Source organism: Desulfovibrio sp. 7SRBS1, from assembly GCF_049723905.1.
GTDB lineage: Bacteria > Desulfobacterota > Desulfovibrionia > Desulfovibrionales > Desulfovibrionaceae.
In genome coordinates this window covers 529986-552756 of sequence record NZ_JBJKFD010000001.1, presented here as the reverse complement: position 1 = coordinate 552756, position 22771 = coordinate 529986, and the positions used below count along the sequence as shown (strand labels likewise).

The 22771-nt window shown below is 50.4% G+C and carries 21 protein-coding genes and 1 pseudogene; 10 read left to right on the top strand and 12 right to left on the bottom strand.

Annotation, left to right across the window (positions count from 1 at the left end):
- The first annotated feature begins 214 nt into the window (after positions 1 to 214).
- The gene (locus ACI0FJ_RS02725) at positions 215 to 1066 is read left to right on the top strand and encodes an esterase/lipase family protein (RefSeq protein ID WP_424298626.1); all 852 of its coding nucleotides are present in this window, start codon (positions 215 to 217) and stop codon (positions 1064 to 1066) included.
- Between the two features lie 156 nt (positions 1067 to 1222).
- Here the strand turns inward: ACI0FJ_RS02725 and ACI0FJ_RS02720 are convergent, their stop codons facing one another.
- The 3 genes from ACI0FJ_RS02720 to ACI0FJ_RS02710 all read right to left on the bottom strand — a co-directional run bounded on the left by ACI0FJ_RS02720 (position 1223) and on the right by ACI0FJ_RS02710 (position 3340).
- Positions 1223 to 2110 (bottom strand): DMT family transporter, encoded by an 888-nt coding sequence (locus ACI0FJ_RS02720; protein WP_424298624.1) that lies wholly within the window; start codon positions 2108 to 2110, stop codon positions 1223 to 1225.
- A 162-nt stretch (positions 2111 to 2272) separates the two neighbouring features.
- A complete protein-coding gene (locus tag ACI0FJ_RS02715) occupies positions 2273 to 2572 on the bottom strand; it encodes a hypothetical protein (RefSeq protein ID WP_424298621.1) in 300 nt (99 codons plus the stop codon).
- A 96-nt stretch (positions 2573 to 2668) separates the two neighbouring features.
- Positions 2669 to 3340, bottom strand: coding sequence for a cysteine hydrolase family protein (locus ACI0FJ_RS02710; protein ID WP_424298619.1), 672 nt, complete (start codon positions 3338 to 3340; stop codon positions 2669 to 2671).
- A gap of 635 nt (positions 3341 to 3975) precedes the next feature.
- Between ACI0FJ_RS02710 and glf the strand changes: the two genes are divergently transcribed.
- From glf to ACI0FJ_RS02690, 4 genes and pseudogenes are all read left to right on the top strand, one after another.
- Positions 3976 to 5136 (top strand): UDP-galactopyranose mutase, encoded by a 1161-nt coding sequence (glf, locus tag ACI0FJ_RS02705; RefSeq protein ID WP_424298617.1) that lies wholly within the window; start codon positions 3976 to 3978, stop codon positions 5134 to 5136.
- 149 nt (positions 5137 to 5285) lie between these two features.
- A pseudogene (locus ACI0FJ_RS02700) lies at positions 5286 to 5429 on the top strand (prepilin peptidase); the annotation flags it as partial.
- Positions 5421 to 5936: a prepilin peptidase gene (locus ACI0FJ_RS02695; RefSeq protein WP_424306458.1), complete on the top strand. Its 516-nt coding sequence runs from the start codon at positions 5421 to 5423 to the stop codon at positions 5934 to 5936. The pseudogene ACI0FJ_RS02700 and the gene ACI0FJ_RS02695, both read left to right, overlap by 9 nt.
- Positions 5937 to 5994: 58 nt before the next feature.
- Positions 5995 to 6456, top strand: a complete 462-nt coding sequence (locus ACI0FJ_RS02690; protein WP_424298614.1) for an acyl-CoA thioesterase — start codon at positions 5995 to 5997, stop codon at positions 6454 to 6456.
- Positions 6457 to 6539: 83 nt separating this feature from the next.
- On the opposite strand, the gene ACI0FJ_RS02685 is transcribed toward ACI0FJ_RS02690, so the two are convergent.
- Positions 6540 to 8351 carry a lysophospholipid acyltransferase family protein gene (locus ACI0FJ_RS02685; RefSeq protein WP_424298612.1) on the bottom strand — a complete coding sequence of 604 codons (1812 nt, stop codon included), beginning with the start codon at positions 8349 to 8351 and terminating at the stop codon, positions 6540 to 6542.
- A gap of 1339 nt (positions 8352 to 9690) precedes the next feature.
- On the opposite strand from ACI0FJ_RS02685, the gene tmcD reads away from it, so the two are divergent.
- From tmcD to tmcA, 4 genes are read left to right on the top strand one after another with little or no spacing between them, the layout of a single operon-like run.
- A complete protein-coding gene (gene tmcD, locus ACI0FJ_RS02680) occupies positions 9691 to 10950 on the top strand; it encodes an electron transfer complex subunit TmcD (RefSeq protein ID WP_424298609.1) in 1260 nt (419 codons plus the stop codon).
- A 12-nt stretch (positions 10951 to 10962) separates the two neighbouring features.
- The gene (gene tmcC, locus ACI0FJ_RS02675) at positions 10963 to 11622 is read left to right on the top strand and encodes a TmcC family electron transfer complex membrane anchor subunit (RefSeq protein ID WP_424298607.1); all 660 of its coding nucleotides are present in this window, start codon (positions 10963 to 10965) and stop codon (positions 11620 to 11622) included.
- Between the two features lie 33 nt (positions 11623 to 11655).
- Positions 11656 to 12996, top strand: coding sequence for an electron transfer complex ferredoxin TmcB (gene tmcB / locus ACI0FJ_RS02670; protein ID WP_424298604.1), 1341 nt, complete (start codon positions 11656 to 11658; stop codon positions 12994 to 12996).
- A 32-nt stretch (positions 12997 to 13028) separates the two neighbouring features.
- Positions 13029 to 13415 carry an acidic tetraheme cytochrome c3 TmcA gene (tmcA, locus tag ACI0FJ_RS02665; protein ID WP_424298601.1) on the top strand — a complete coding sequence of 129 codons (387 nt, stop codon included), beginning with the start codon at positions 13029 to 13031 and terminating at the stop codon, positions 13413 to 13415.
- Between the two features lie 84 nt (positions 13416 to 13499).
- Here the strand turns inward: tmcA and ACI0FJ_RS02660 are convergent, their stop codons facing one another.
- The 4 genes from ACI0FJ_RS02660 to ACI0FJ_RS02645 all read right to left on the bottom strand — a co-directional run bounded on the left by ACI0FJ_RS02660 (position 13500) and on the right by ACI0FJ_RS02645 (position 17199).
- Positions 13500 to 13910, bottom strand: coding sequence for a hypothetical protein (locus ACI0FJ_RS02660; RefSeq protein WP_424298598.1), 411 nt, complete (start codon positions 13908 to 13910; stop codon positions 13500 to 13502).
- A gap of 38 nt (positions 13911 to 13948) precedes the next feature.
- Positions 13949 to 15280 (bottom strand): DUF2201 family putative metallopeptidase, encoded by a 1332-nt coding sequence (locus tag ACI0FJ_RS02655; RefSeq protein WP_424306456.1) that lies wholly within the window; start codon positions 15278 to 15280, stop codon positions 13949 to 13951.
- Positions 15281 to 15478: 198 nt separating this feature from the next.
- On the bottom strand, positions 15479 to 16462 hold the full coding sequence (locus tag ACI0FJ_RS02650; protein WP_424298595.1) for an AAA family ATPase: 984 nt from the start codon (positions 16460 to 16462) through the stop codon (positions 15479 to 15481).
- A gap of 131 nt (positions 16463 to 16593) precedes the next feature.
- Positions 16594 to 17199, bottom strand: coding sequence for an HAD family hydrolase (locus ACI0FJ_RS02645; RefSeq protein WP_424298592.1), 606 nt, complete (start codon positions 17197 to 17199; stop codon positions 16594 to 16596).
- A 110-nt stretch (positions 17200 to 17309) separates the two neighbouring features.
- Between ACI0FJ_RS02645 and ACI0FJ_RS02640 the strand changes: the two genes are divergently transcribed.
- Positions 17310 to 18263 (top strand): YbgA family protein, encoded by a 954-nt coding sequence (locus tag ACI0FJ_RS02640; protein WP_424298589.1) that lies wholly within the window; start codon positions 17310 to 17312, stop codon positions 18261 to 18263.
- A gap of 100 nt (positions 18264 to 18363) precedes the next feature.
- Here the strand turns inward: ACI0FJ_RS02640 and pheT are convergent, their stop codons facing one another.
- From pheT to rpmI, 4 genes are all read right to left on the bottom strand, one after another.
- On the bottom strand, positions 18364 to 20760 hold the full coding sequence (gene pheT / locus ACI0FJ_RS02635; protein WP_424298586.1) for a phenylalanine--tRNA ligase subunit beta: 2397 nt from the start codon (positions 20758 to 20760) through the stop codon (positions 18364 to 18366).
- Between the two features lie 193 nt (positions 20761 to 20953).
- Positions 20954 to 22006 carry a phenylalanine--tRNA ligase subunit alpha gene (pheS, locus tag ACI0FJ_RS02630; protein ID WP_424298583.1) on the bottom strand — a complete coding sequence of 351 codons (1053 nt, stop codon included), beginning with the start codon at positions 22004 to 22006 and terminating at the stop codon, positions 20954 to 20956.
- A 1-nt stretch (position 22007) separates the two neighbouring features.
- A complete protein-coding gene (rplT, locus tag ACI0FJ_RS02625) occupies positions 22008 to 22361 on the bottom strand; it encodes a 50S ribosomal protein L20 (RefSeq protein WP_424298580.1) in 354 nt (117 codons plus the stop codon).
- A gap of 114 nt (positions 22362 to 22475) precedes the next feature.
- Entirely contained in the window at positions 22476 to 22673 is a 198-nt protein-coding gene (gene rpmI / locus ACI0FJ_RS02620) for a 50S ribosomal protein L35 (protein WP_424298577.1), read from the bottom strand.
- Positions 22674 to 22771 lie beyond the last annotated feature (98 nt).

Genomic DNA, 22771 nt, shown 5'->3' with positions numbered 1-22771 from the left:
CATCTCCGCGACTGTGGCCAACATTCTGCAGGAGCGGCCCTGTTATGTGTCGAGGATTATCACGGACGAAATTTTTTTCGTGAAAACATACCTGATAGGGTTTAATTGCTCGCTGTGTTCAAACTTATGGTTCGCATACATACCCCATTGCCCGCGCCATGAAAACACACTAAAGGCAGGCATAAAGGAACATAATAAACGTAAGGGACTTACTATGGTAATAGTATATACTTTTCTTGGATTGGCTCTGTTTGTGGCTACCGTCAGTTACGGCCTGTTATGGTATGAAATTGCCGGCAGAAAACACCACGCCCGTTTGCATAATATGGCGGAGGGCCATCTCGGCCTCTTTTTTGTCAAAAGTATTCTGTACGCATTCCTGACCCAAATTTTTGTTTATCTCACCTATTTCATGCATCGCATTCCCGGAGTTTGCGATTCCCGCGACAACGGAACCGGGCCGGTGGTGGTATTTGTTCATGGTCTTTACCACAATGCCTCGGCATGGCTTCTTTTTCGCCGCTGGTTTAAAAAAGCCGGTTTGGTCAACACCCACTGCCTGAACTACGGCAGTCTTTTGCGGACCTATGATGAAACCGTCCCGGTCATCAAAAGGGAAATCGAGAAGATCGCCGCCCAACACCCGAACAGGCCATTGGTTCTCGTTGGTCACAGTCTTGGCGGGCTTTATATCCGTTCATGCATGAGCGATGAGTCGTTCCGGCAAAAAGTATCCGCAGTAGTCACCCTGGCGACTCCCCACCGTGGAAGCAAACTGGCGGCCTTTGGCATCGGCCGTACAGCGCTCAACCTGCGCTACAAAGCCCCTTTCATGCGCAAACTCAACAAGAATGCCTGCAACTGCAACGTACCCTCTCTGGCGATATATTCTCCGTTCGATAACATGGTCATGCCCCCCAAGGGACTCAAACCGCCCAAAGGATCGGAGTGGGAGGAACAGATGACCAAGCCCATAAATCACATCCGCCTCCTTTATGATAAGGATACCGCAAATATGGCTGTGGCATTCATTCGTTCGAGCCTGCACGAACGGTTTGATGCGTGAACTCTCCTTACACATTTCCTCATCACCAAAAGGCCGGTACTCTTTGAAGAGTACCGGCCTTTTGGTGCATTGCACTTTGTATTTAAAACCGCTGGCTGGATTACAGTTTTCTTAGCAAATGGAAAAACAGCCTACAGGAAACAATCTTTGGAACGACTAACGCGCTGAAGCGGATTTACGATTTGTGAGCCACACTCCGGAAAGAACCAAAAGCCCTCCCAAAATAAGAGACAGGCTGACAGACTCGTGCAGGATAAGTATGCCCAACAATACACCGCTTACCGGAACCAAGTTGATAAACACGGCTGTTCTTCCGGCACCAATGACCTTGATGCCCTGATAATACCAAGAAAAAGCCAGTCCTGTAGCCAAAACACCCAGAAAAAAGACATTCGCCCAAATTACCCAGGACAAATCGGGGATTCGCCATGCCACACCTTCCCACAATGCCGGTCCCAAAAGCATAATGTCTCCGAAAATACAGGACCAGGTGACGCACTGGTTCGGGCTCATAACATTCATGGCACGCTTGCCGCTCAGCGTATATGCAGCCCAGCTAAGGACACAGCCGATGATATAAAGATCGCCCATGTTCATCCCCTGCCTGAAGAGCGACAGAGGATCCCCCTTTGACATGATTATCCACACTCCGAAAAGAGATATGGGAATCCCGAAAACAGCCTGCCGTCCAAGACGCTCTTTGAAAACAATTCTGGAGCAAAGGGCGATAATGGCAGGAGAAGCCGCAATAAGAAGGGCCGCCCTTCCGGCTTCCACAAGCTGCAACCCGCGAAAGAAGAAAGCATTATAGGCAAAGACTCCGGTCAATCCGAGCAGGAGGGCCGGAAGGATTTGACTACGTTCAAGACGCAAAGGTTTGCCTTCCACACGCATGGTCATAAAGGCCATAAAAACGCCAGCAACCAAAAAACGCAAAAAAGCGGCACTAAACGGATCCAACTGCCCGGCTACAAAACGCCCAGAAACCCAGGTTCCGCCCCAAATGACCATACTGGCCACCAACTTCAAATAGACAAGCATCATCATTTCTCCAATAAATGCTCCAGCCAAAGTATAACCATGGACGGATGAATAAAAGTTGGGTCGTATGCCAGAAAGTGTCTTTTGGAAAGAGACAGAATAAAGGGGAAGCAGGCAGAACAAAAAGGCCGCGTGAAGCGGCCTTTAAATAGCATTACAAAAAAATTACTCTTGGCTTTCAGCCGCTTCAATCCAGGTGTTCAAAGCCTCAACAATCATTTTGGCCTGGCGGACACTGGAGATAGTAAACTTGGACTGCGGCTTATACTCCCCCTGCATTTTACGGTAACGCCGGATGATGTAGCGTTCCGGCCCGTAATCCTCGAGTTTGTTGTCCCACTGCTTGAAACGAAAAAGAATCGTGGTCCATGCCCCTTTGGACAAAACCACCTTATCCAACTCCTTAACCAGAAGCTGGCCGCCCTCTTCATAATCTACGGTTATATCATCAATATTCTCAAACATTTTCCCACTCCTGTTTCATTAAACGTGTTGGTTCAACTGACCTCTGATCCTGATTTTGTCAATGCACTTCGCCTCGCCGCCCCAACGGCAGGGCTGTTAACAAAACCTTTTGAGGATCTCGTCTACAGACAATGCACTGGCCCCCATGCCAATGTATTCCTGGACTCCACGTGAATAAATGCCTGCAATGGCGTCACAGGCCAAAACAACCCGAAAGTCCCTTTCCAATGCCTGATGAATGGTAGCACGGACACAATTTGGAAAGACCGTTCCGCAAATCACCAAAGTGTTTATTTCGTGCCCCGCAAGCACGTCTTCAAGACAGGTCCGGTAAAAAGCACCCCACCGAGGCTTATACACAACAAACTCATTTGCCCCAACCTGGCAGGGATTTCCAGCCAAAAGATCATCCTCACGCACACTGCTTCCAGGAGGAAGCAACCCCGGCACGGACGCTGCCCCGTCGGTTCCGACAATGACCTTTTGCATGCCTTGCCGAACTGCTTCCCGCCGAACAGGGTCAACATTGGACCCATCTGGCAGATACAAACGTACGACATGTGTAATCAAAAGCCCTGCCGCACGGAAGCCGCGCGTCAGACGGATCGAATGCTCAACCACCGAGTCCCCTTCCCCGCCGCTCGTTTCAGGAGAAACAGAACAGAAATCATTCTGTAAATCTATACTGACCAAAGCGATATGTTTCGCATCCGGTACTGTATGCGGATCGTCTTGCTCAACACATGGCAAAAAATTATTTTCAGACATTTTGCATTTCCTGCTCGTATCATGTTTCAACATACTAATTCTCATAAAATGCCGTATACGGCGCCCTACAAAGAAAAAAATGGCTCAAACCAAAAGTTTGAGGGCAAAATGAAATGCATATGCAATCCGTTCTCCCGTGTTGGGAACCTACGTTAGGGAGGCCCACTTGTTAAGGCCCATGGGTGAAGAAATATCACACTCTCGCTCTGACCAGACAACCGCAAAGACATTGAAGGCCGAGCCCAATCCCCCACAGGACGAAATGGGGGTGACTAAGGGAACCCCCATATCCAAGTGGTATGGCAAACTCTTCCATTCTCCTCCCCCAATTCTCGGTTTTGTGGTTGGTACCCAATCCAAATTCGCGACTTCTTTGTATCCGAAGGTCAAGGCCGTTTTACACTCGCTACGAACCATATCTCAACCACTGGTGACAGGCTCAAGGAAATCACTTGTCCCCCATTGATCGTATGGGACCAAAGCACGAACCTGCAACAAACAATACAAGACTTCAGTGCAACAACGAATTGTTCACACGGCACGATTGAAGAGAACGAAAATTTCCGCCATAACTTGAAAAGACAATTGGCGCGCAAAGTCTTTTGTCTTTAACACGAGATGAGGGAGCAAAAAAAATGCTGGATATTTCCAGATGCAGATACCTTGTGGTGGGAGCCGGTTTTTTCGGCTCCACAGTGGCCGAGCGTATCGCCTCTGAGCTTGGAGAAAGAGTCGTTGTCATCGATAAACACGACCATATCGGCGGTCATTCGTATTCTGAAAAAGACCCGGAAACCGGCGTAGAGTGCCATAAATACGGCAGCCATATCTTCCATACAAAGCATGAAGAGGTTTGGGAGTACATAACCAAATTCACAAGGTTTAACTCGTATCGCCATCAGGTTTTCACCAAGTATCTGGGGAAAACCTACACCATGCCCGTCAACCTGCATACCATCAATAATTTCTACGGCACCGATCTGACTCCCGGAGAGGTTGAAAACTTTTTGCGAAAGGATATTGAACGCGAGGGGATTACAGATCCCAAGAACCTGGAGGAAAAAGCAATCACCCTGATTGGCCGTCCGCTTTATGAGGCCTTTGTGCGGGGCTATACAATCAAACAATGGAACATGGACCCCAAAGATTTGCCCGCCTATATCATCACCCGACTCCCCTTTCGTCGCACGCTCAAAACCGACTATTTCGACGACCCACATCAAGGAATCCCAGTAGACGGATATGGGGCAGTCTTTCGCCGCATTCTCGATAATCCACGTATTGAATTGCACCTGAATACCGATTTTTTCGATCTGCGCGATCAGCTTCCCCCCGAGTGCACTGTTATCTTTACAGGCCCCATGGACCGCTTTTTCGACTACAAGCATGGCCGCCTCGGTTGGAGGACTTTGAAGTTCGAGGTGGAACGCCACAATATGGAATACTACCAGGGCAACTCGGTCATCAATTACGCCGAGGCGGAAGTTCCCTATACCCGAATCCACGAGTTCAAGCACTATCACCCGGAAAGAGAGCACCGGAACGACGCCACGATTATTTTCAAGGAATTCTCCAAAGATGTGACGAGCGAGGACGAAGAACTCTATTACCCCGTAACGACAAAGCAGAACGACGCTTTGTATGCGACGTACAAGGAAGAAGCCGCTGAACAGAAAAACGTGCTCTTCGGAGGGCGGCTGGGTGGATACAAATACTACGACATGGATACGACCATTCTGGCCGCTCTGAACTTTTTCGAAGAAAACATTCGTCCGCGGCATATGGCAAAAAGCTAAAAGCCTTCGCCAAATCCTATGGAAGTCTACATATTTACTTTTTTCGCTACGATTTCCGGTCTGATGCTGGGCAGTTTCTACAATGCCTGCATTGATCGCTATATTTCCGAGTCCGATACAACGGCCCCTCCGGGCCCCACTGCTCCGATTGTGGCAAGCCGTTGCTTCCCAAGGAAATGGTGCCGATTGTCAGCTACCTTATACTGAAAGGCCGTTGTTCCGGCTGCAAGGCAGCAATTCCTTTGCGGTACCCTGTTGTGGAGACCGTTTCTGTCCTATCAGCAATGCTCCTTGCACTTAGGTTTGGCGGCTCCCCGGAGTGGTTCATTTATCTGATAGTGACAGGAGTGTTCATCGTGGCTTCCGGCATCGATGCAGAGATCATGATCCTGCCAGATGTGATCATTCTTCCGGGTTTTCTTTTCAGCGCCTTTGCCGCCATTGTCCTATTGAAGCATCCTCCACTGGAAGTACTGGGGGCTGCAGCTGCAGGAGCCGGAATCTTCTGGCTGCTCCGCTTCATCTACGGCGTTCTTCGGGGACAAGAAGGATTGGGCTTGGGAGACGTGAAACTCATGCTCATGATTGGGGCGTTGTGTGGTCCGACTCTATTGCCCTTTGCCGTATTTCTGGGCTGTCTTTGTGCGTTGCTTACCGCACTGATTGTGGCTCTGTCTGGACGGAAAATCGGCAGAACCTCCCGCCTTCCATTTGGGCCGTATCTGGCAACAGGTTGTTTCCTGGCCCTGCTTTACGGAGGAGACTTTTGGGGTGAAGGGTTTTCTTTCGTTACCTATTAAACAGCCAATGCCAATGCTCCACTTGCCAAGTTGGACTCCCCAACGTTAGTTTACCGACATGAATACGCAAATTCCCACGACACTTTCGTACGATAAGCGCATGGACGGTTTTGCCAATCCGGAAACATGGTTTGCATTTCATGTATCTTATGGAGAAACCGACTGTGCAGGCGTCGCCTATTACGGCGAATACAACCATTGGTTTGAACGTTCCCGAAGCCAGCTCATCAGAGAGCAGGGAATGAGCTATGCCGAAGTGGAAGAAAAGGACATCATCCTGCCGGTTCGCCAGGCCTATTGCCGCTACCTTTATCCGGCTCGCTACGATGATGAGCTCTTTGTGCGCTGCGCAATTGAAAAATGGGGGAGAGCTTCGGTAACCTTCACCTATCAAATCTGGAAGCAAATGGACGCCCCAACTCTCGTTGCCACGGGCTACACCGAACATGCAGTTGTCAGCATCAGCACGGGCAAACCTGTCCGCATTCCACAGTGGCTAAAGGACATTTTCCACCAATAGACTTTGCTTCCGCTTTCTAATGCTCACAAAATGAAAAGGCACGGGAATCGTCCCGTGCCTTTTCATTTTGTGAGCATAAAAATCTAGACAAGCCCATGCAACTCGCGGAATTTCTGTGACTCTTCCTTTCCCATATAGCGGGCGAGTATTTTGGGGTCTGTCTTTTTCAAGTCCACTAAAATCAAGCCATCCAAGGCGTCAAAAAAGTCTTGGTCTACATTGAAGGCCAAAAGCTTTCCGCCCAACTTAAGATACTGCCGCAACAATACTGGTATCCCCTTGGCATCAGACTCAACACCGGAAATAAGCGCCGCCAAATCTTCCACGTTTCTACATACTGTACGTGCGGTTTTGATTTCCAGGCCAGCCAGAGGCAATGGCTTGAGCTTGGGCGGGGTTTTCGCTTTCACAGCCTTTTTCATGGAACTTCCCATGTGCAGAGACAAAAACCGCATCATAAGCTCGCGTGAAAACGTATGATAATCATTGGAAATGCTTACCGGGCCGAACAAAACACTGTACTGAGGATTTCGGGACACGAAACGCCCAATCCCCTTCCACAGAAGCAACAAGGACGAAAAACTGCGCTGATACTTTTTCTGCACAAAAGAACGTCCCATTTCCAGGCCGGGATGAACCCTATCAACAAAAGACTGCCTCAACTTGAATAGGGTATCGACGTAAAATCCTTCAATGCCGTACTTTTCCAAAATAACGTCTGACTGCCCCAATCGATAGGCACCGGCAATTTCGTTTTCCTTTTCATTCCAAAGCAAAAGATGCAGATAGTATTTATCGTACTCATCCGTATCTAGGGGCAAACCTGTGCCTTCCCCCACCTCGCGGAAAGTCAGCTCCCGCAATCGAGCAAGCTCCTGCATCGCGTTTGGAATTTGTTCGTACTTGGCGATGTAAACTTTGTAGTCACCGCTTTCCAAAAGCAAACTTTCTGCACCCAGCTTCTCAATATCACCGCGAACTAGCTCCGGGGCTGTCTCTTCAGCTATAGGTTCTGAAGCCTGCGGTGAGACAGGCAGCACAATTTTTTTGTTTTTCTTGTAGCGGTTTTTAAGCACATAGGTATGGAGTTTAAGGTACTCCATTAACTTTTCGTCGGACTCGAAACCACCAAGCTTGTTTGCGGGAATAAGGTTCCCAACCGCCATATCAATGGTGCACCCACGTTTATTCAGCATTTCACGGGGCAGCATGATTGTCCGCAGACGGGGGTGGATAAGCCCGAGAAGATGAAAAAGTGCCCTGTTGGAACCTTTGAAAAAAACAGGCAGAACGGGCACCCCGGTCTTACGGATGATGCGTCCGACAGTCGGGCTCCACTCTTTATCGGTGACGGCCCTCTTTTTTATGTTCAGGGCAGAAACTTCACCCGCCGGGAAAACACCAAGCATATTGCCGTTTTTCAACCAACGGAAACATTCCTTGAGCGCACCGATATTGCGTTTTGCCGCTGCTCCTGTTCCAAAGGGATCCACCGAAATGATGCAATCCTTCATCTGGGGGATAAGAGTGAGCATGTAGTTCGCCATAAGCTTGGCATCCGGCCGGACCTGACGAAGAGCTGCTGCCAAAATTATTCCCTCGACCGCGCCAAAAGGATGGTTGGCAACAACGACCACCGGTCCTTTCGCTGGAATTTTTTCCAGGTCCGAAGGATCGATGCGCACACTGACCTGGAGAGCCTTCAGCGCACTTTCAAGAAATTTATCTGTATCTGCAACGTCGGCAACATTGGAATAAATACGATTTATAGTAGGCAGACATAAAAGTCTGTTCAACGAAGGAGTGACACAAAAATTGTAGAGTGTCTTTTTAAACAACCCAGTTGTGGGAACGGGCAACTCAATAAGCTTTCGGTGAGTGCTGGTCTGCGTCATGCGTACCTCATCCCCCTTAGTATCCTTAGGTGTGTTTCCTGCCATTTATTTAGTTCACGCTGTCTTGAATTTTAGTAGATAACACCGAAACCTGTGTCCGTTTCAGCTCAAGATTATGACATTTCCACGAAACCGAGGGTAAGAGGGCCATGAATTCCCGGGGCAGCTTTTCAAAACACGAAAGTTTCAGTCGAAGGCAGTCATTCTTCATGCAGTCTTTCCATGTATAAATCTGAATTTCAGCACGTGCCATGTCGGTTTCATTGCATGTTTGCTCGCAGGACGAACACTTTTGAGTCCGGATATCCACATTGCACCTGTTTCCACTTACCCCAATGGTCTCCCCACCCTGAATCTCGCCCTTGAAAGCAAAACAATGTTTCAGATAAAAGCTAACGGATTCTTTACTGCCACGGGAAATTCCTCTTCCTGCAATGCTATCCTTCCCTGCTCCACACATTGTCTTGTGGAGTTCAAGTAAACATTTTTCACGCTTGGGCAAGCCCTTGCAGTGAGTCGCCTCTCTGGTAGGGAGAAGTGAGCAAACAGGCAACAGGTAGTTTCCGCATCGAGTACGGGTGCTAATTTCATTTTTATCCGATTTGGGTGTGCATGATGGCAGACACGATACTTTCCATACGGTGTCTGCACGGGTATATAGCGGCAGAGCATCCTCTGTGGCAAGTCCGTTTGGAAACGATTTTTCGAATAATGATACAACGCGTCAAAGCCGTTATCTCGCGGTCTAAAAAGCTCACAAAATGGCTGCCTCGCCCCGTTAAAGCTCAGCCCGCTCTTCAATTGCGCTCTCCGGCCGCGCTCTCCGGAGATAAAATTCTATATTTTTCCTGAACATGTCCCTACCCCAGTACCCCTCTCTTCCCAAGGTTGAACAGACAAACATCCAATTTTCTCTAAAATCAGGTAGAAAATGAACGTTTTTCTGCATAGAATAGAATTTTTCCATGTTTGCTTTACACCATAAGTGCATTTCTTTTATAAACCAGCGAAAGCAAAAAACAGACGGAAATCAGGAACCTGCTAATTTAAAAAAACAGCAAAAATAGCCTATCAATTGGGTAGGGATTAACGTATGTTTTTCGCGCTCTTATTGACCCAAGGGCCATTCGTGATATACACTGCATTGTGAATCTTTGCACATTTCAAGGTGTTTTAGGAGAACAATTCAGTATTGATTTGTTTCCGACTCCTTGACTGTGGTCCTACGTATCCGTTGCCCGGGAACGGGCATGATTTAAAGTGGGGAACAGGTTTATGCGGAGCATGGCAGATGCAACGTTCCATAATAATCTTTCACTGTACTACCTGAGGAGAGGCGATGAGCGATAAATCAGGTTGGAACTGGGAACCGGGGGAAAAAACCGTCGCCGATACCGCCGGTTGGAGTTCTCAGTTTGAATGGGTAGAAGAACTTCAGGCAAGCCCTGACGGCGAAAAAATTGCCGCAATCGTTAAACAGGGCGACGAAGAATTCAATGTGTGCGTCAACGGCGAGCCTTGGGGTGATCCTTGCGAAAAAGCATGGTATCTCCGTTATGGCCCGGACGGACGGCTTACGGTTTTGGCCCAGCTGGATATGGTCTGGACCGTTGCCGTAGATGGCACTCCCTGGGAAGAAATGTGTGACTTCCTTTGGGAAACCAAATTTTCCAAGGATGGCTCCACCATTGCCGTTTGCGCCCAAAGCGAAGGCCGCTACGGAATGATGGTTAATGGCACCCCCTGGGAAAACATGTTCGAAAACGCCAACTGTTTCCACGTTTCCGCGGACGGCGCCCATACTGCTGCCGCCGTGCAGGTGGACCCGTTGGCACAGGCTGACGTTATCAAATTCCAGGAAGGCGTGTTCTCTTGCGCCGTGGACGGCAACGTCTGGGACGATAAATTCGTCAACGTCTGGAATGGCGGATTTTCCCCCGATGGCACAAAGTACGCTGCGGAAGTTCGTCTGAACTTGTACGAGTACAGCATCGCCATCAACGGGCACCGTTGGAGCAACACCTATCAGACCGTATGGGAGCCCTGCTTCAACCCCAAGACTGGTACCGTTGTTGCTCCGGTCCGAAAAGCTGGTAAATGGTCCATTGCCGAAGATGACAAAATCATCTGGCATCAACCTTTTGTTCAGTGCTTCCATCAAAAATTCTCGCCTGACGGCTCCAAGCTGGCCGCATTCGTCGCCACTGATTATGGCGAATGGGCTGTTGCGGTTGACGGCACTCCTTGGACTCCCAGGGTCGGACAACTGCTTTCCGAGCTGACTTTTTCGGAAAACGGTCAGTCCATAGCCGCTTTGGGTAAAGACAAAGAGAAATGGTATGTCATGCTCAACAACCAGCGCTGGAACGAAGCGTTCGACATGGCCTTCCGGCCGGTTCTCTCCCCTGACGGTACCCACTGTGCCTGTAAGGTGGAACGCAACGGGAAGTACTCTTGGATCGTTGACGGCAAAGTCCTGAGCCTGGATTGTGACGAGAACTTTGATCCCACGTTCTCGCCCGACGGCTCAAAACTCCTGCTGCGCTATGTAAAGGATGGCAAGTACATCCGTCGCGTGGCCAACGTTTCCGAACTTTAAGGGGGGCCGCTCATGCAAGGTATTTACGAATTCGCTGTTGGTCCCTTGGCCTGGATCAGTTTTCTGCTTTTCTTCGGAGGCAGCATTTACAAAATCGCCTCCTGGCTCATCCTGGCCAAGAAATCAGATCCTTTTGTTTTTAAATACTGGAGCTGGAAGCACGTTTTCCAATCCTACGCCCACTGGATCAACCCAGTTGGAACCATGGGCTGGCGTGCTCGTCCCCTGCTTACTCTGGTCACTTTTGTATTCCATATCTGCCTGATCCTCGCCCCCATCTTCCTGATGGCGCATGTGGTTCTCCTGGATCAGTACATGAATCTGTCCTGGGTAACACTGCCCGACAGTTTGGCCGACATCCTGACCATTTTGGTCATTGTGTCCTGCGCGTACTTCCTGTACCGCCGCATCACTGACCGGCAGGTTGCTTTCGTAACCCGCCCCAGCGACTGGGTCATCCTCGGCATCGTGGCCGCCACGTTCGTATTCGGCTTTCTGGCCTACCACCAGATCGGCAACTACGAGCTGATGCTCGTGCTGCACATCCTGGCAGGCGAAGCGTTCCTGATCATGATCCCCTTCACCAGGGTCAGCCATATGATCATGATCCCGTTCACTCGCGGATACATCGCGTCGGAATTTGGTGCGGTGCGTCACTCCAGAGACTGGTAAGACAACGCCGGATAGGGAGAAAAGGAGAATTCAATGACTAAAGTACCAACTCTCACCAACGAGTTCCGCAAGATTGAAGACGTGGGGCTTGACGGCGGTGCCGCCAAACTCACGCCCGAGCATATTGAGAAAACCATCAATCAGGTGCTCGATACAGAAACCAGCGCCCGCTTCCGTGCTTACATGGACACATGCGTGCACTGCGGACTGTGCGCCGACGCCTGTCACTTCTGCCTTTCCCACGACGGCGATCCGACATATTCGCCCGTTGGCAAAGTTGCTCAAACCATATGGGAAATGGTCAAACGCAAGGGCAAAGTGTCCCCCGACTTCATTCGCAACTCCGCACAGATTGCCTACACAGAATGTAACCTGTGCCGCCGTTGTGTGCATTTCTGCCCCATAGGCATCGACATCGCATACATGATGTCCATGGTACGGCGCATCAGCCACAAGCTGGGCGTTACACCGCAGTACCTGCAGGATACTGCACATTCGCACAGTGCCACAATGAACCAGATGTGGGTTAAGGAAGACGAATGGGTGGACAGCCTGCAGTGGCAGGAAGACGAAGCACGAGACGAATTCCCCAACCTGCGTATTCCGCTGGAAAAGGAAGGCGCCGACGTCATGTATTCGGTCATCGGACCGGAACCCAAATTCCGTACCCAGCTCATTTATCAGGCGGCAGCCATCTGGTATGAAGCCGGAGTGGACTTCACTATGCCTGCCACATCGGGCTGGGACAACAGCGACATGTGCATGTACTCCGGCGACTTCGAAATGATGGGCCGCCTCAAACGCCATCACTTTGAAACCGCAGAACGGCTCAAGGTCAAACGCATCGTCATGGGCGAATGCGGACATGCCTTCCGTTCCGTTTACGACACTGGCAACCGCTGGATAGGCTGGTCCGATACTCCCATAGAAATGGTGCACGGCATCCAATTCTACTGGGAACTCTTCAAAGCCGGCAAAATAAAAGTTGCTTCCCAAATTGATGAAGTCTGCACATTCCACGACCCTTGCAATATTGTACGTGGTCGTGGCCTGGAAGATATGGGACGCGAAGTCGCCAAAGCCTTCTGCCCCAACTTCGTTGAAATGACACCCAACCGCGAACATAACCTCTGCTGCTGCGCAGGCGGCGGTGTGATCAACTGCGGGCCTCCTTTCAAAAACACCCGCGTAAACGGCAACAAAGCCAAAGCCGAGCAGCTTAAGGCAACAGGTGCGACCATTTGTATTGCCCCCTGCCACAACTGCCACGGTGGACTGGAAGATATCATCCACAGCTATAAGCTTGATATTAAGCTCATGTTCCTCGGCGACATCATCTACGAGCACATGGTCAAAACCAAAGCCGTTGAATAATGCGCGGCCTAACGAAGAAGAGGCGAACAACTATGAAAAAAATAGCTTTGATCGCGGTACTCGTCCTCTCCATGGCCTTCATGGCCTTCGCCCTGGCCGGCGCAGGTGAAGAGGAACAGCCCAGAATAGAGACTATTGACGCTTTCGGTACGCTGCAACGTCCGGCATCGCTTTTCAACCATGACCAGCATATGGAATTGGCTGAAGACAATTGCACAGTCTGCCACCACGTCTACAAGGACGGCAAATTGGTAGAGGGTGAATCGAGCGAAGATGTGCCCTGCTCCGAATGCCACAAACTGCAGCCGACCAAGGATAATTCCATGCCGCTGCAGAAGGCCTATCACAAGAACTGCATCAGCTGTCACGAAGCCAAGGGCAAGGGCCCGGTGATGTGCGGCCAGTGCCACACCAAATAGCGGAGCTATCCGCCTGATACGTAAGCGGCCATGTTCTCAGAACATGGCCGTTTTTTTTATCAGAACGGAAAAAATCAAGCGCATTTACCCCGCTAGCTGCAGCAACCTCCGGGCCAGCACATCCGGAGCCACTTTCACTTTCATATGCGAAGACGTGGTCAATTCTCCCTGTTCGCTCATGGGAACGCTTTCGTAAGCAGCTGTTAGCTGTGCTTCAACCACGGACCGCAGCACAGCGAAAGATTCTTCAACTTCCGGATATTGGTTGTCTTCACGCCAGGGCAATCGGAGTGTTTGCTGGCGCCCCTTTTCCTTATGCCCAGGAGAATTCAAGGAATAACAGTCCTCCTCGAATTTTCCGGACCGTTCATTCCTTCCGGGGTAGCAGTGGGACTCCCAGGAATCCAATGGCTTGGGAATTGTTGAAACGACCTGGACTGCAGGCAAAGCCAAGGCTTTCTCGTGCTCTTCTAGCAGGACCTGATAAAGCAGCACAGGCCGCAGGTTTCCCCTCTTTTTCTCAATAGTCCACTCTATGCGCATACTTCTTCTCCCGAAAGCATCAGAACATCACCGAATGGGGGATTCGCCATCCTCCTCCCGCTGTTGACCCAAAGCACAGGGTATCCCGGGGGATCAGGGAATCTGTTGCACTCAAAATCCGTCATATAGATACAACAGGCAGGATGAAGACCATGCTCCTCAATATATTCAAAAACGGGGCGGTAATCCGTTCCCCCGCCCCCCTTTGCGTCAAAGGAAAGGGGCAAATCCAAACGTGTAATTTTTTTTACGTCCTGGACTGCGGCATCACATAAAAGCAACGTGAGTTGCGTATCGAAAGACTCGAGCAGAGATGAAATCTCTGCACAAAAAATATCTAATGTTTCTTTGTCCACGGAACCGGAAGTATCCACAGCCAAAACAATTTCCGGCAACTCCTGAGAACGAAGAGAAGGCAAATGCAGATCCATATGGATGTACCGACGATTTGGAGGTGTCCAACTGTAGTCGTTAGCTGTGCAGGATTGCAGAAAACGCCGAAGCAAAGTCTGCCAATCCAATTGAGGCCGGAGTGAGTGGTTGACCAACCTCTCCAGCCCCTGTGGCAGGTCCTCCATATTCAACGCCTGTTGCAATGCCTGGCCCAATGCGACTTTCATATCCCGCTCTGCCTTTTCCAGCGCCTCACGATTCTTTCCGCCGTCAGAATCAGGATGATCTCTGACCTCCCCCGACATGCCAGGGTCGCGCTCCTGCCCCATTCCCTCGCCGTCGCCATTGTCGGCCGCAGCCCGGGTCTTTTTATCTTCGTCCACTGCGGACTCACCGTCTGAGCTTGCCTGAGCAGCATCCGTGTCCTTTTCAAAAGGCAGACCTCCGTTGGCAGAGCCACCGCTTCCTTCGTCCGCTTCGTCTTCGGCATCGTTTGCCGACTCTCCTGTCCCCTCGCCTTTCTCTTCATCCATCAGACGGGAGAGCGTAGCATAGATATCGTCCACACTTTTGCCGTGGTACGCTGGATCATCCAAATAGCCTGTAGGGAGAGAAAGACCTGCTTGCAGCAAAATGGAGTTTATGGCGTAGTCACAGGCTTTATTCCATAGGCCCACATCTCGCCCTTTTCGCCTCAGGTGATGATGACAGACAAGATGCATGACCTCGTGTGCCTGCATCCCTACAACCTTCTCCAAAGGCATATGGCGTACATACTCGGGGTTGAAAGCCAACGCTGTTCCATCTGTCCAGGCAGAAGCACATGAGCAATCTTCTTTAAGCCCGAGTTTCAAGGCCAGGGTCGCAAAAAAGGGATGCTCCAGTACAAGCTCGGATCTGGCCCGAACCATCTTATCTCTGGGATTCATTTCCACGGCAGGCTTCTCGCGAATACCGCGTCCGTTAAACTCGTTGCATCATAAATGCCGTAGTACACACAGCACGACACGCAGTGAGCATAGCCTGCCACGCGCCGCCCAAAATGATGTGAGCAAGCCGGGGACTGTGTTTTACTTACAGGTCGCGGTTCTTCACAAAATTCGGCCACGTATTTTGTAGGCATGAGACTAGACAAGCACATGAGCATTGGCCTGGGCCCAGCGGGCGAATGCCGGTGTCTGTACGACTCCGGCGTCCTGACGAACCGCATCGCGCATAAGCAGAACACCGAATTCCACAGGAAGCCTACTTCCATACGTAACCAAGGACTCCATATTTTCCGGGCAGGCTCTGCAAGCCAGCGCTTCACAAATTGCATAAGCTGCGGCCGGTTCTTCTGGAACAGGTGTGGTTGTCGGAAAGGACAAAACGCTCTCGGTATCGGGAAGTTCACGCCATACTTTAAGAAATCCAGCAAACTCAGCTGCTGCACCATCTCCAACTGCACCGCAGAATAAATCAAATTCAATATCCACTTTGGGGCTGGCCTTGAGAATATCAGAGACAAATTCCCAAGACCTTGGCGACGGAAATGCCCTGTCAGCTGTTTTGGGATCAAAATCATGAAGCAAGGCAGGCCGAAAACGCAAAAAGGAAATGACCTCACTGCTGATTTTTGCACCCTGCGCCCATTGTACCCAGTCTTCGAACGAAGTTTCAAAATCAAGATGTACCATACGGTTGGCCAAGGCCGATGGCATACGATAAGTAACGGCCCTATCTTGTTCCCGGTTACCCGCTGCGACCACAGCCCAGCCGTCCGGCAAAACATACTCGCCAAGCCGACGGTCGAGAATCAACTGATAGCATGCCGCCTGCACCAAAGGCGGAGCGGCATTCAGCTCATCAAGAAAAAAGATGCCTTTGCCGTCCACAGGAAGAAAAGCTGGCGGGCACCAGTGGGCACGACCACTTCCATTGATCTTGGGAAGTCCTCGGAGGTCCACAGGATCGAGCAGCACAGCCCGAATGTCGCGCAGTTCGTAGCCCAGTCCCTTTGCCACTTGGGCCACAACTTGGCTTTTCCCTACTCCGGGAGCTCCCCAGATAAAAACGGGTTGGTTAATTGGTATAAGTGTAGCGAGTGCGCTCGCTACTTTTGAAGGCTGCATGAATACTCCTTGATGCCAATGTCATCGTGATTAATATTTGGAATATATATTGAAATTGAATATCAAAGTCAATTTAAAACCATGCAGCCGAAGTTGTTAGGCAATCGGAGCGTTCCGATTGCCTAACAACCTCAATCCCAACTGAAAAATTTTCCAAATTGTTCCAGAAAACTTTCCTTATCCGTGTACAAAATGGAGCGGAAGCCCAGAGATGTCGCTACCGCAATATTTCGAACGGCATCGTCTACAAACAGGATTTTTCCAGGCTCAAGCTGCAACTCTTCCAGCGCCAGCTGAAAAAAACGTTCTTCCCCCTTATGCGTGCCGTGATAGAAGCTATTGAAAACCCGCTCGAACTTATCGAAAAAATGGAACTTTCCATTCAACTCATCAAGCCAGTTGACTTGATCCGACAAAATAGCAACACGGACTCCGGCCGATTTAAGCCGTTCAACAATATCAAACATCCAGGGACGCAATATAAAATTATCAAGTATCTCAGCTCGCAACTCTGCATCAGAGCCACTTACTCCTGTTGTGGACCTGACATCGTCCCAAAAAGCAGCTTCATCGCATCGACCGGCAATGAAGCCATTGTTGAAAATAATATCCTTGACCTGCTCAGTAACAACGTCCGGCTTCATCTTGTTTTTTCGCGCAATCGTCGCCAAACCGGCCAAGAAGCCTTCTTCCGCCAACACTCCTCCAAAATCAAAAAGAACCAACTCAATTGCCATAATGTCCCCATGATTATTGATGTAAAATAATTCTTCCGATTGGCTTTTTATGCTCAAAAAAGTTAAATTACCAAAATCGGTAATTTAACCCTATAGTATAAGGATTCCCCATGTCCACAGCCCTTCGACTCGGAGTGAGTATGTGTCTTCTTGGAGAAAATGTTCGCTATAACGGCAGCCACACACGAGATCGCTGGGTGGTTGATGAATTGGGACAATTTGTCGAATTTGTCCCGGTTTGTCCGGAAGTGGAATGCGGCCTGGGCATTCCGAGGGAGTCAATGCGGCTTGTAGGCACGCCCGAGCAACATCGCCTTGTCACCCGTACTACCAAGGTCGACCATACAGAAAAGATGTTGGCATGGGCGCAGCAACGACTCCACGGACTTGAAAAAGAAAACCTCTGTGGCTTCATTTTCAAAAGCAAATCTCCTTCAAGTGGGATAACACGGGTCAAAATATACAATGAAAAGGGACATCCCGTTGGAACAGGTGCTGGAATTTTTGCAAAGGAATTTATGGATCGATTTCCTCTTCTGCCGGCAGAGGAGGAAGGTCGGCTGCATGACGAGCACATACGGGAAAACTTCATTGAACGTGTCTTTACCATGAAACGCTGGCGGGACATCATGGAAAGAGAAAACGCATCATTGGGGGCTTTGATCGACTTTCATACGCGCCACAAGCTTCTGATAATGGCCCATAGCCCCAAGCACTATAGAGAGATGGGAAAGCAGGTTGCCCAAGCCAAAGAATCCCCCTTCCCCGCAGTAAAAGAAGCCTACCTGGCGCAACTTATTGAGGCATTGCAATTACGGTGTACTCCGGCAAAGCATATCAACACGATGCAGCATGTCATAGGCTACTTCAAACGCCAATTGGACAGTGAAGAGAAAAAAGAATTTCAGGAGATTCTGGAGAATTTTCGTAAGGGACATTTGCCACTCATCGTTCCCGTGACCCTCCTCAACCACTACGTGCGTAAATATAAAAATGACTATCTGAGTTCCCAGCTCTACCTCAACCCGCATCCGGTCGAATTAAAGCTTCGGAACCATGCATGAATGGCGGGGAATGGCCACTGGGAATTTTCTCCCCATTCCAAGCCATAAAAAAAGAGCATCCCGAAAACGAGATGCTCTTTTTATTCTCTAATTTCACGAGCTATTGCAGGCTTACAGCAAGCTCTTTAACGACAGCCTGGACAATCTTGGTGTGAGTTTTATCCACTTCTTTGTCCTTGAGCGTTTTGCTGGGCGACCGGTAGGTCATGCGGTAGGTCAGATTCTTCGCATCCCCATTTTCCGGACGGAATTCATCAATAAGCTGCACCTTTTCCAGCAGCTTTTGATTTTGCCCCAAAACACTTTCCATAACGCTGCCGACAGCAAGTTCCAAAGGCGCAACAAATGTCACGTCGCGCCGTACAGGCGGATACTTGGGAAGCTCCTCGAAGGCAATCCTGCATTGGTCTTTAATAGCTTGCAACTGCGGCAAACTGAGATCGGCATACCAGACGTCAGAACGAGTCTTGATGGATTCAGCCAGGTCCGAACGCAGCATGCCTGCCACACCTACTCCGCTCCCATTGATGCTCACGGAAATGCAAGGGGAAAGCCAGGAATGACCGTCCACACAGGCAAAAGAAGCTTCTGGGAGATGCAGAGAACGGAACAAATGCAGCAGCAGACCTTTGAGATCGCTGAAATCACAGTCTTCCTGAGGCCAAGGATACCCGGAGCCATACCGATTTCCATGCAGAAGAATGCAGACGCGCTCTTCCTCACGAGTTTTGGTATCACTTTCCGGATCTGCATGAAAAGTCTTTGCAACTTCAAAAAGATGCAGTTCCGAATTGCCACGCGACAGGTTGAACTTCAAGCTTTCAATCAGCCCAGCCCCAACATCTGTACGCAGCACATTCTGTTCTTCGGAAAGCGGGTTGGCGATATGGACACGCCCTTCCTGCGGCAAGCCGAGGAAATCAAGTTCCTTATCACCTACAAAAGAGTAGTTCACGCATTCGTTCAGCCCGACACCACGTCCCCAAACCTTGATGAGAGAGGCAAAGTCGAACTGCTTGGAACCGCTTTTACGGCCCATTTCATGCGAAACAACCGGTAATGTCTCTGGCACACGGTCGATTCCGTATACACGTACGACCTCTTCCACAAGGTCGACTTCCCTTTCCAGGTCCAGACGATATGCCGGAGGGTAAACCAACCAGTCACTGGAATCCTCTTCTTCAAGGCGGCACCCCAGGGCTGTAAATGTCTTGGCGCAAAAGGAAGGCTCAAAGGGAATGCCCACAATACGGGAAGCCCGCTCCGGACGAAAATGCACCTGAGGTTGTATCCAGGGCTTGGGTTCAGCCTTGGCAACGCCGGAAAGCAACTTTCCACCAGCCAATTCCTGAATAAGCTGGGCAGCGCGGTTCATGGCATATGTATTGCCTACCTGGTCCACTCCACGCTCAAAACGATGCGAGGCATCTGAAGGGAGCGCCAAACGCCGGGCCGTCTTTCGTACACTGGCCGGACGGAAAACAGCACTTTCCAACAAAAGTTGCGTCGAGCCTTCATTTATTTCCGTATTGGCACCGCCCATCACACCCGCCAAAGCAACGGGCTTCTCGCTGTCCCAAATCAAGAGATCAGTATCAAGAAGTTTACGTTCCTGTCCGTCAAGTGTGGTAAACTGCATGCCATCGTCGGCAACGGCCACACGAATGGTGTTTCCAGCCAGCAAATCTCTGTCAAAAGCATGCAAAGGCTGGCCGAGTTCCATCATTATGTAGTTTGTGACGTCGACAACATTGGAAATGGGACGCAGGCCGACGGCAAGCAGCCTGTACCTCAGCCATGCAGGGCTAGGACCTATTTTTATGCCGTCCACAAGGCGCGTCTGATACAGCGGGCACTGCTCTGGATCGTCGATAACAATATTAACCTGGGAAGAAGCCTCGTCACCTTCTTCCATGGGAGCGATGGCCGGCATGGTCAACGGAAGGTTGAATGCCATGGCCACTTCACGAGCTACTCCAAGGATGCTGAGGCAATCGGGGCGGTTCGGTGTGAGGTCAATATCAAGCACCGTTCGTTCCAGCCCGAGAGCTTCGACAAAATTTGTCCCAGGCTCAAGGGATTCGTCCAAAACCATTATTCCGGAATGATCGTCCGAAAGCTCAAGTTCTCTTTCGGAGCAGATCATGCCAAGGGATACAACCCCGCGAATTTTGGCTTTTTTAATCTTGAAATCGCCAGGCAGGACACTACCGATTTTGGCCACGGCAACATTCTGTCCCTTGGCAATGTTGGGTGCTCCGCAAACAATGTCCAAGATTTCGTCGTTACCAACATCAACCCTGGTCACGGAAAGCTTGTCCGAATCGGGATGCGGCTCACACTCCAAGACATGTCCTACGACAAGTTGCTCGAGCAGCTCAAAGGGGTGAAAAATTTCGTCAACTTCCAGGCCAAGCATGGTCAGCTTGTCTGCAAGCTCCTGCACACTGCCCTCGTAGGGCACAAAATCACGCAACCAGTTTATGCTTACAAGCATGGGAATGGCCTCCGACCAGGCGGAACCCGGCCTTCTTTGTCTTATGTGATGCCCATCCGAGGGCTTCCCGGAATGAGCGGCACGTTGAGAAATGAATCAACGTGCTCACACCGTCAAGGCGACGGACGGTTCGAAGAACCGTGCTGTACGGCACCGCAACTGCTCTCAAACTACAAAAGACGGTGCCGTAACATCAGGAAAACTGTCGCAGAAAACGTACGTCATTCTCGAAGAACATGCGCAGATCGCCAATGCCGTACTTGAGCATGGCAACGCGTTCAACGCCAAGGCCAAAGGCCCATCCAACGTATTTATCCGGGTCATATCCCACATAGCCGTAAACATTGGGGTCAACCATGCCGCAGCCAAGAATTTCGATCCATCCCGTCTGCTTGCATACCCGGCACGGCTTGCCACCGACGGTTCCCTTGCCTCCGCACATCACGCAAGAGATATCAACTTCGGCGCTGGGCTCGGTAAACGGGAAAAAGCTCGGACGAAAACGGAGCTTGATGTCCGTATTAAACACTTCCCGGCACATATGACGCAAAATCCCACGCAGATCGGACATGGTGGTTTTGGTATCCACCAACAAGCCTTCGATCTGATCGAACATGGGAGTATGGGTCAGGTCCGAGTCGCGGCGATACACCTTACCCGGAGCAATGACGGCTACAGGGGGCTGCTGTTCCAGCATAGTCCGCACCTGCAGCGGGGAAGTATGCGTTCTCAGAAGAATATTATCTGTGACATACAGGGTGTCCTGCATGTCGCGAGCTGGATGGTCCGGAGGGATGTTCAGTGCTTCAAAGTTGTGCCAGTCGTTTTCAACTTCAGGCCCGGAAACAATGTCGAAGCCGAGTTTTTTGAAAACGTCGCAGATTTCCTGCGAAACCAAACTGACAGGGTGCATGGAACCACCCCAAGGAGAACGAGGCGGGACCGAAGGGTCGAAGCCACGGACCTTGGCATCGGCTTTGTTGCGATTCAATAGGGATTGGTGGGACTCAAGAAGCTCAGTCAGAGCTGCTTTGACATCGTTTGCCTTTCGGCCCACCTCGGGACGATCTTCTTTAGACAGGCCGACCATTTCCGCCATAGCCGCTGCCAGACGCCCTTTCCTGCCGAGAAATGCTATGCGTGCCTCTTCCAGACCTTCCAATGAAGAAGCCTGGTCCAGCGAGTGACGGCACTCGCTGACCAGGCTTTCAAGTTCGGCCAGGATGGCGTGTTTCTCGCCAGCCACCTTAATTTACCTTGGATTTTGCAAGCTCGGCAAGCTTGGCGAAGCTTTCTTTTTCACGAACTGCCAAGTCGGCGAGAATCTTACGGTTGATTTCGACACCGGCAAGGCTCAGTCCGTTCATGAGACGGCTGTAAGACAGACCGTATTCACGAGCAGCCGCATTAATGCGGATAATCCAAAGTTTACGAAATTCGCGCTTTTTAGTGCGGCGGTCGCGATACGAATAAGCGAGAGCGCGTTCCACCGTTTCCCGTGCGGTACGGTACAGAACACTGCGGGCTCCGCGGTATCCTTTTGCCTGCTTGAGGTATTTTTTGTGCCGCGCTTTGGCAGCAACACCACGTTTCACACGCATGGTTTTCCTCCTTTAAAGGGGTGTATATAGCCCGCTGACGGTCATGCGTGCGTACAAAAGAGTCGCACCGGCAGCGTGGCGGGGGTATCCCAAATCTAAAGAACTAAAACGTCTCTAGATAAAGGGACACATACGGCGGACAGCCTTCTCGTTGACTTTGGCAACAAGGGTGCCCTGTCCGAGAACTCTTTTGCGCTTGGCGTTTTTCTTGGTCAAGATGTGACGCAGGTTCTTCCTGCGACGCTTGATCTTGCCCGACCCGGTGGTCGTAAAACGCTTGGCAGCGCTCCGTCTGGTCTTGATCTTGGGCATGTTATCCTCCTGATCTCGCTTTCACACAATGCAAAAGCGTTCCACTTAAAAACACACAGGACGCATGCCATATGCATCCTGTGCAAATTTGTTCCGGC

Bases quoted from the DNA above. Each gene is read 5' to 3' on its own strand.
- ACI0FJ_RS02725 (WP_424298626.1), top strand. From the start codon at position 215: ATGGTAATAGTATATACTTTTCTTGGATTGGCTCTGTTTGTGGCTACC.
- ACI0FJ_RS02720 (WP_424298624.1), bottom strand. From the start codon at position 2,110: ATGATGCTTGTCTATTTGAAGTTGGTGGCCAGTATGGTCATTTGGGGC.
- ACI0FJ_RS02715 (WP_424298621.1), bottom strand. From the start codon at position 2,572: ATGTTTGAGAATATTGATGATATAACCGTAGATTATGAAGAGGGCGGC.
- ACI0FJ_RS02710 (WP_424298619.1), bottom strand. From the start codon at position 3,340: ATGTCTGAAAATAATTTTTTGCCATGTGTTGAGCAAGACGATCCGCAT.
- glf (WP_424298617.1), top strand. From the start codon at position 3,976: ATGCTGGATATTTCCAGATGCAGATACCTTGTGGTGGGAGCCGGTTTT.
- ACI0FJ_RS02695 (WP_424306458.1), top strand. From the start codon at position 5,421: ATGCTCCTTGCACTTAGGTTTGGCGGCTCCCCGGAGTGGTTCATTTAT.
- ACI0FJ_RS02690 (WP_424298614.1), top strand. From the start codon at position 5,995: ATGAATACGCAAATTCCCACGACACTTTCGTACGATAAGCGCATGGAC.
- ACI0FJ_RS02685 (WP_424298612.1), bottom strand. From the start codon at position 8,351: ATGACGCAGACCAGCACTCACCGAAAGCTTATTGAGTTGCCCGTTCCC.
- tmcD (WP_424298609.1), top strand. From the start codon at position 9,691: ATGAGCGATAAATCAGGTTGGAACTGGGAACCGGGGGAAAAAACCGTC.
- tmcC (WP_424298607.1), top strand. From the start codon at position 10,963: ATGCAAGGTATTTACGAATTCGCTGTTGGTCCCTTGGCCTGGATCAGT.
- tmcB (WP_424298604.1), top strand. From the start codon at position 11,656: ATGACTAAAGTACCAACTCTCACCAACGAGTTCCGCAAGATTGAAGAC.
- tmcA (WP_424298601.1), top strand. From the start codon at position 13,029: ATGAAAAAAATAGCTTTGATCGCGGTACTCGTCCTCTCCATGGCCTTC.
- ACI0FJ_RS02655 (WP_424306456.1), bottom strand. From the start codon at position 15,280: ATGAATCCCAGAGATAAGATGGTTCGGGCCAGATCCGAGCTTGTACTG.
- ACI0FJ_RS02650 (WP_424298595.1), bottom strand. From the start codon at position 16,462: ATGCAGCCTTCAAAAGTAGCGAGCGCACTCGCTACACTTATACCAATT.
- ACI0FJ_RS02645 (WP_424298592.1), bottom strand. From the start codon at position 17,199: ATGGCAATTGAGTTGGTTCTTTTTGATTTTGGAGGAGTGTTGGCGGAA.
- ACI0FJ_RS02640 (WP_424298589.1), top strand. From the start codon at position 17,310: ATGTCCACAGCCCTTCGACTCGGAGTGAGTATGTGTCTTCTTGGAGAA.
- pheT (WP_424298586.1), bottom strand. From the start codon at position 20,760: ATGCTTGTAAGCATAAACTGGTTGCGTGATTTTGTGCCCTACGAGGGC.
- rplT (WP_424298580.1), bottom strand. From the start codon at position 22,361: ATGCGTGTGAAACGTGGTGTTGCTGCCAAAGCGCGGCACAAAAAATAC.
- rpmI (WP_424298577.1), bottom strand. From the start codon at position 22,673: ATGCCCAAGATCAAGACCAGACGGAGCGCTGCCAAGCGTTTTACGACC.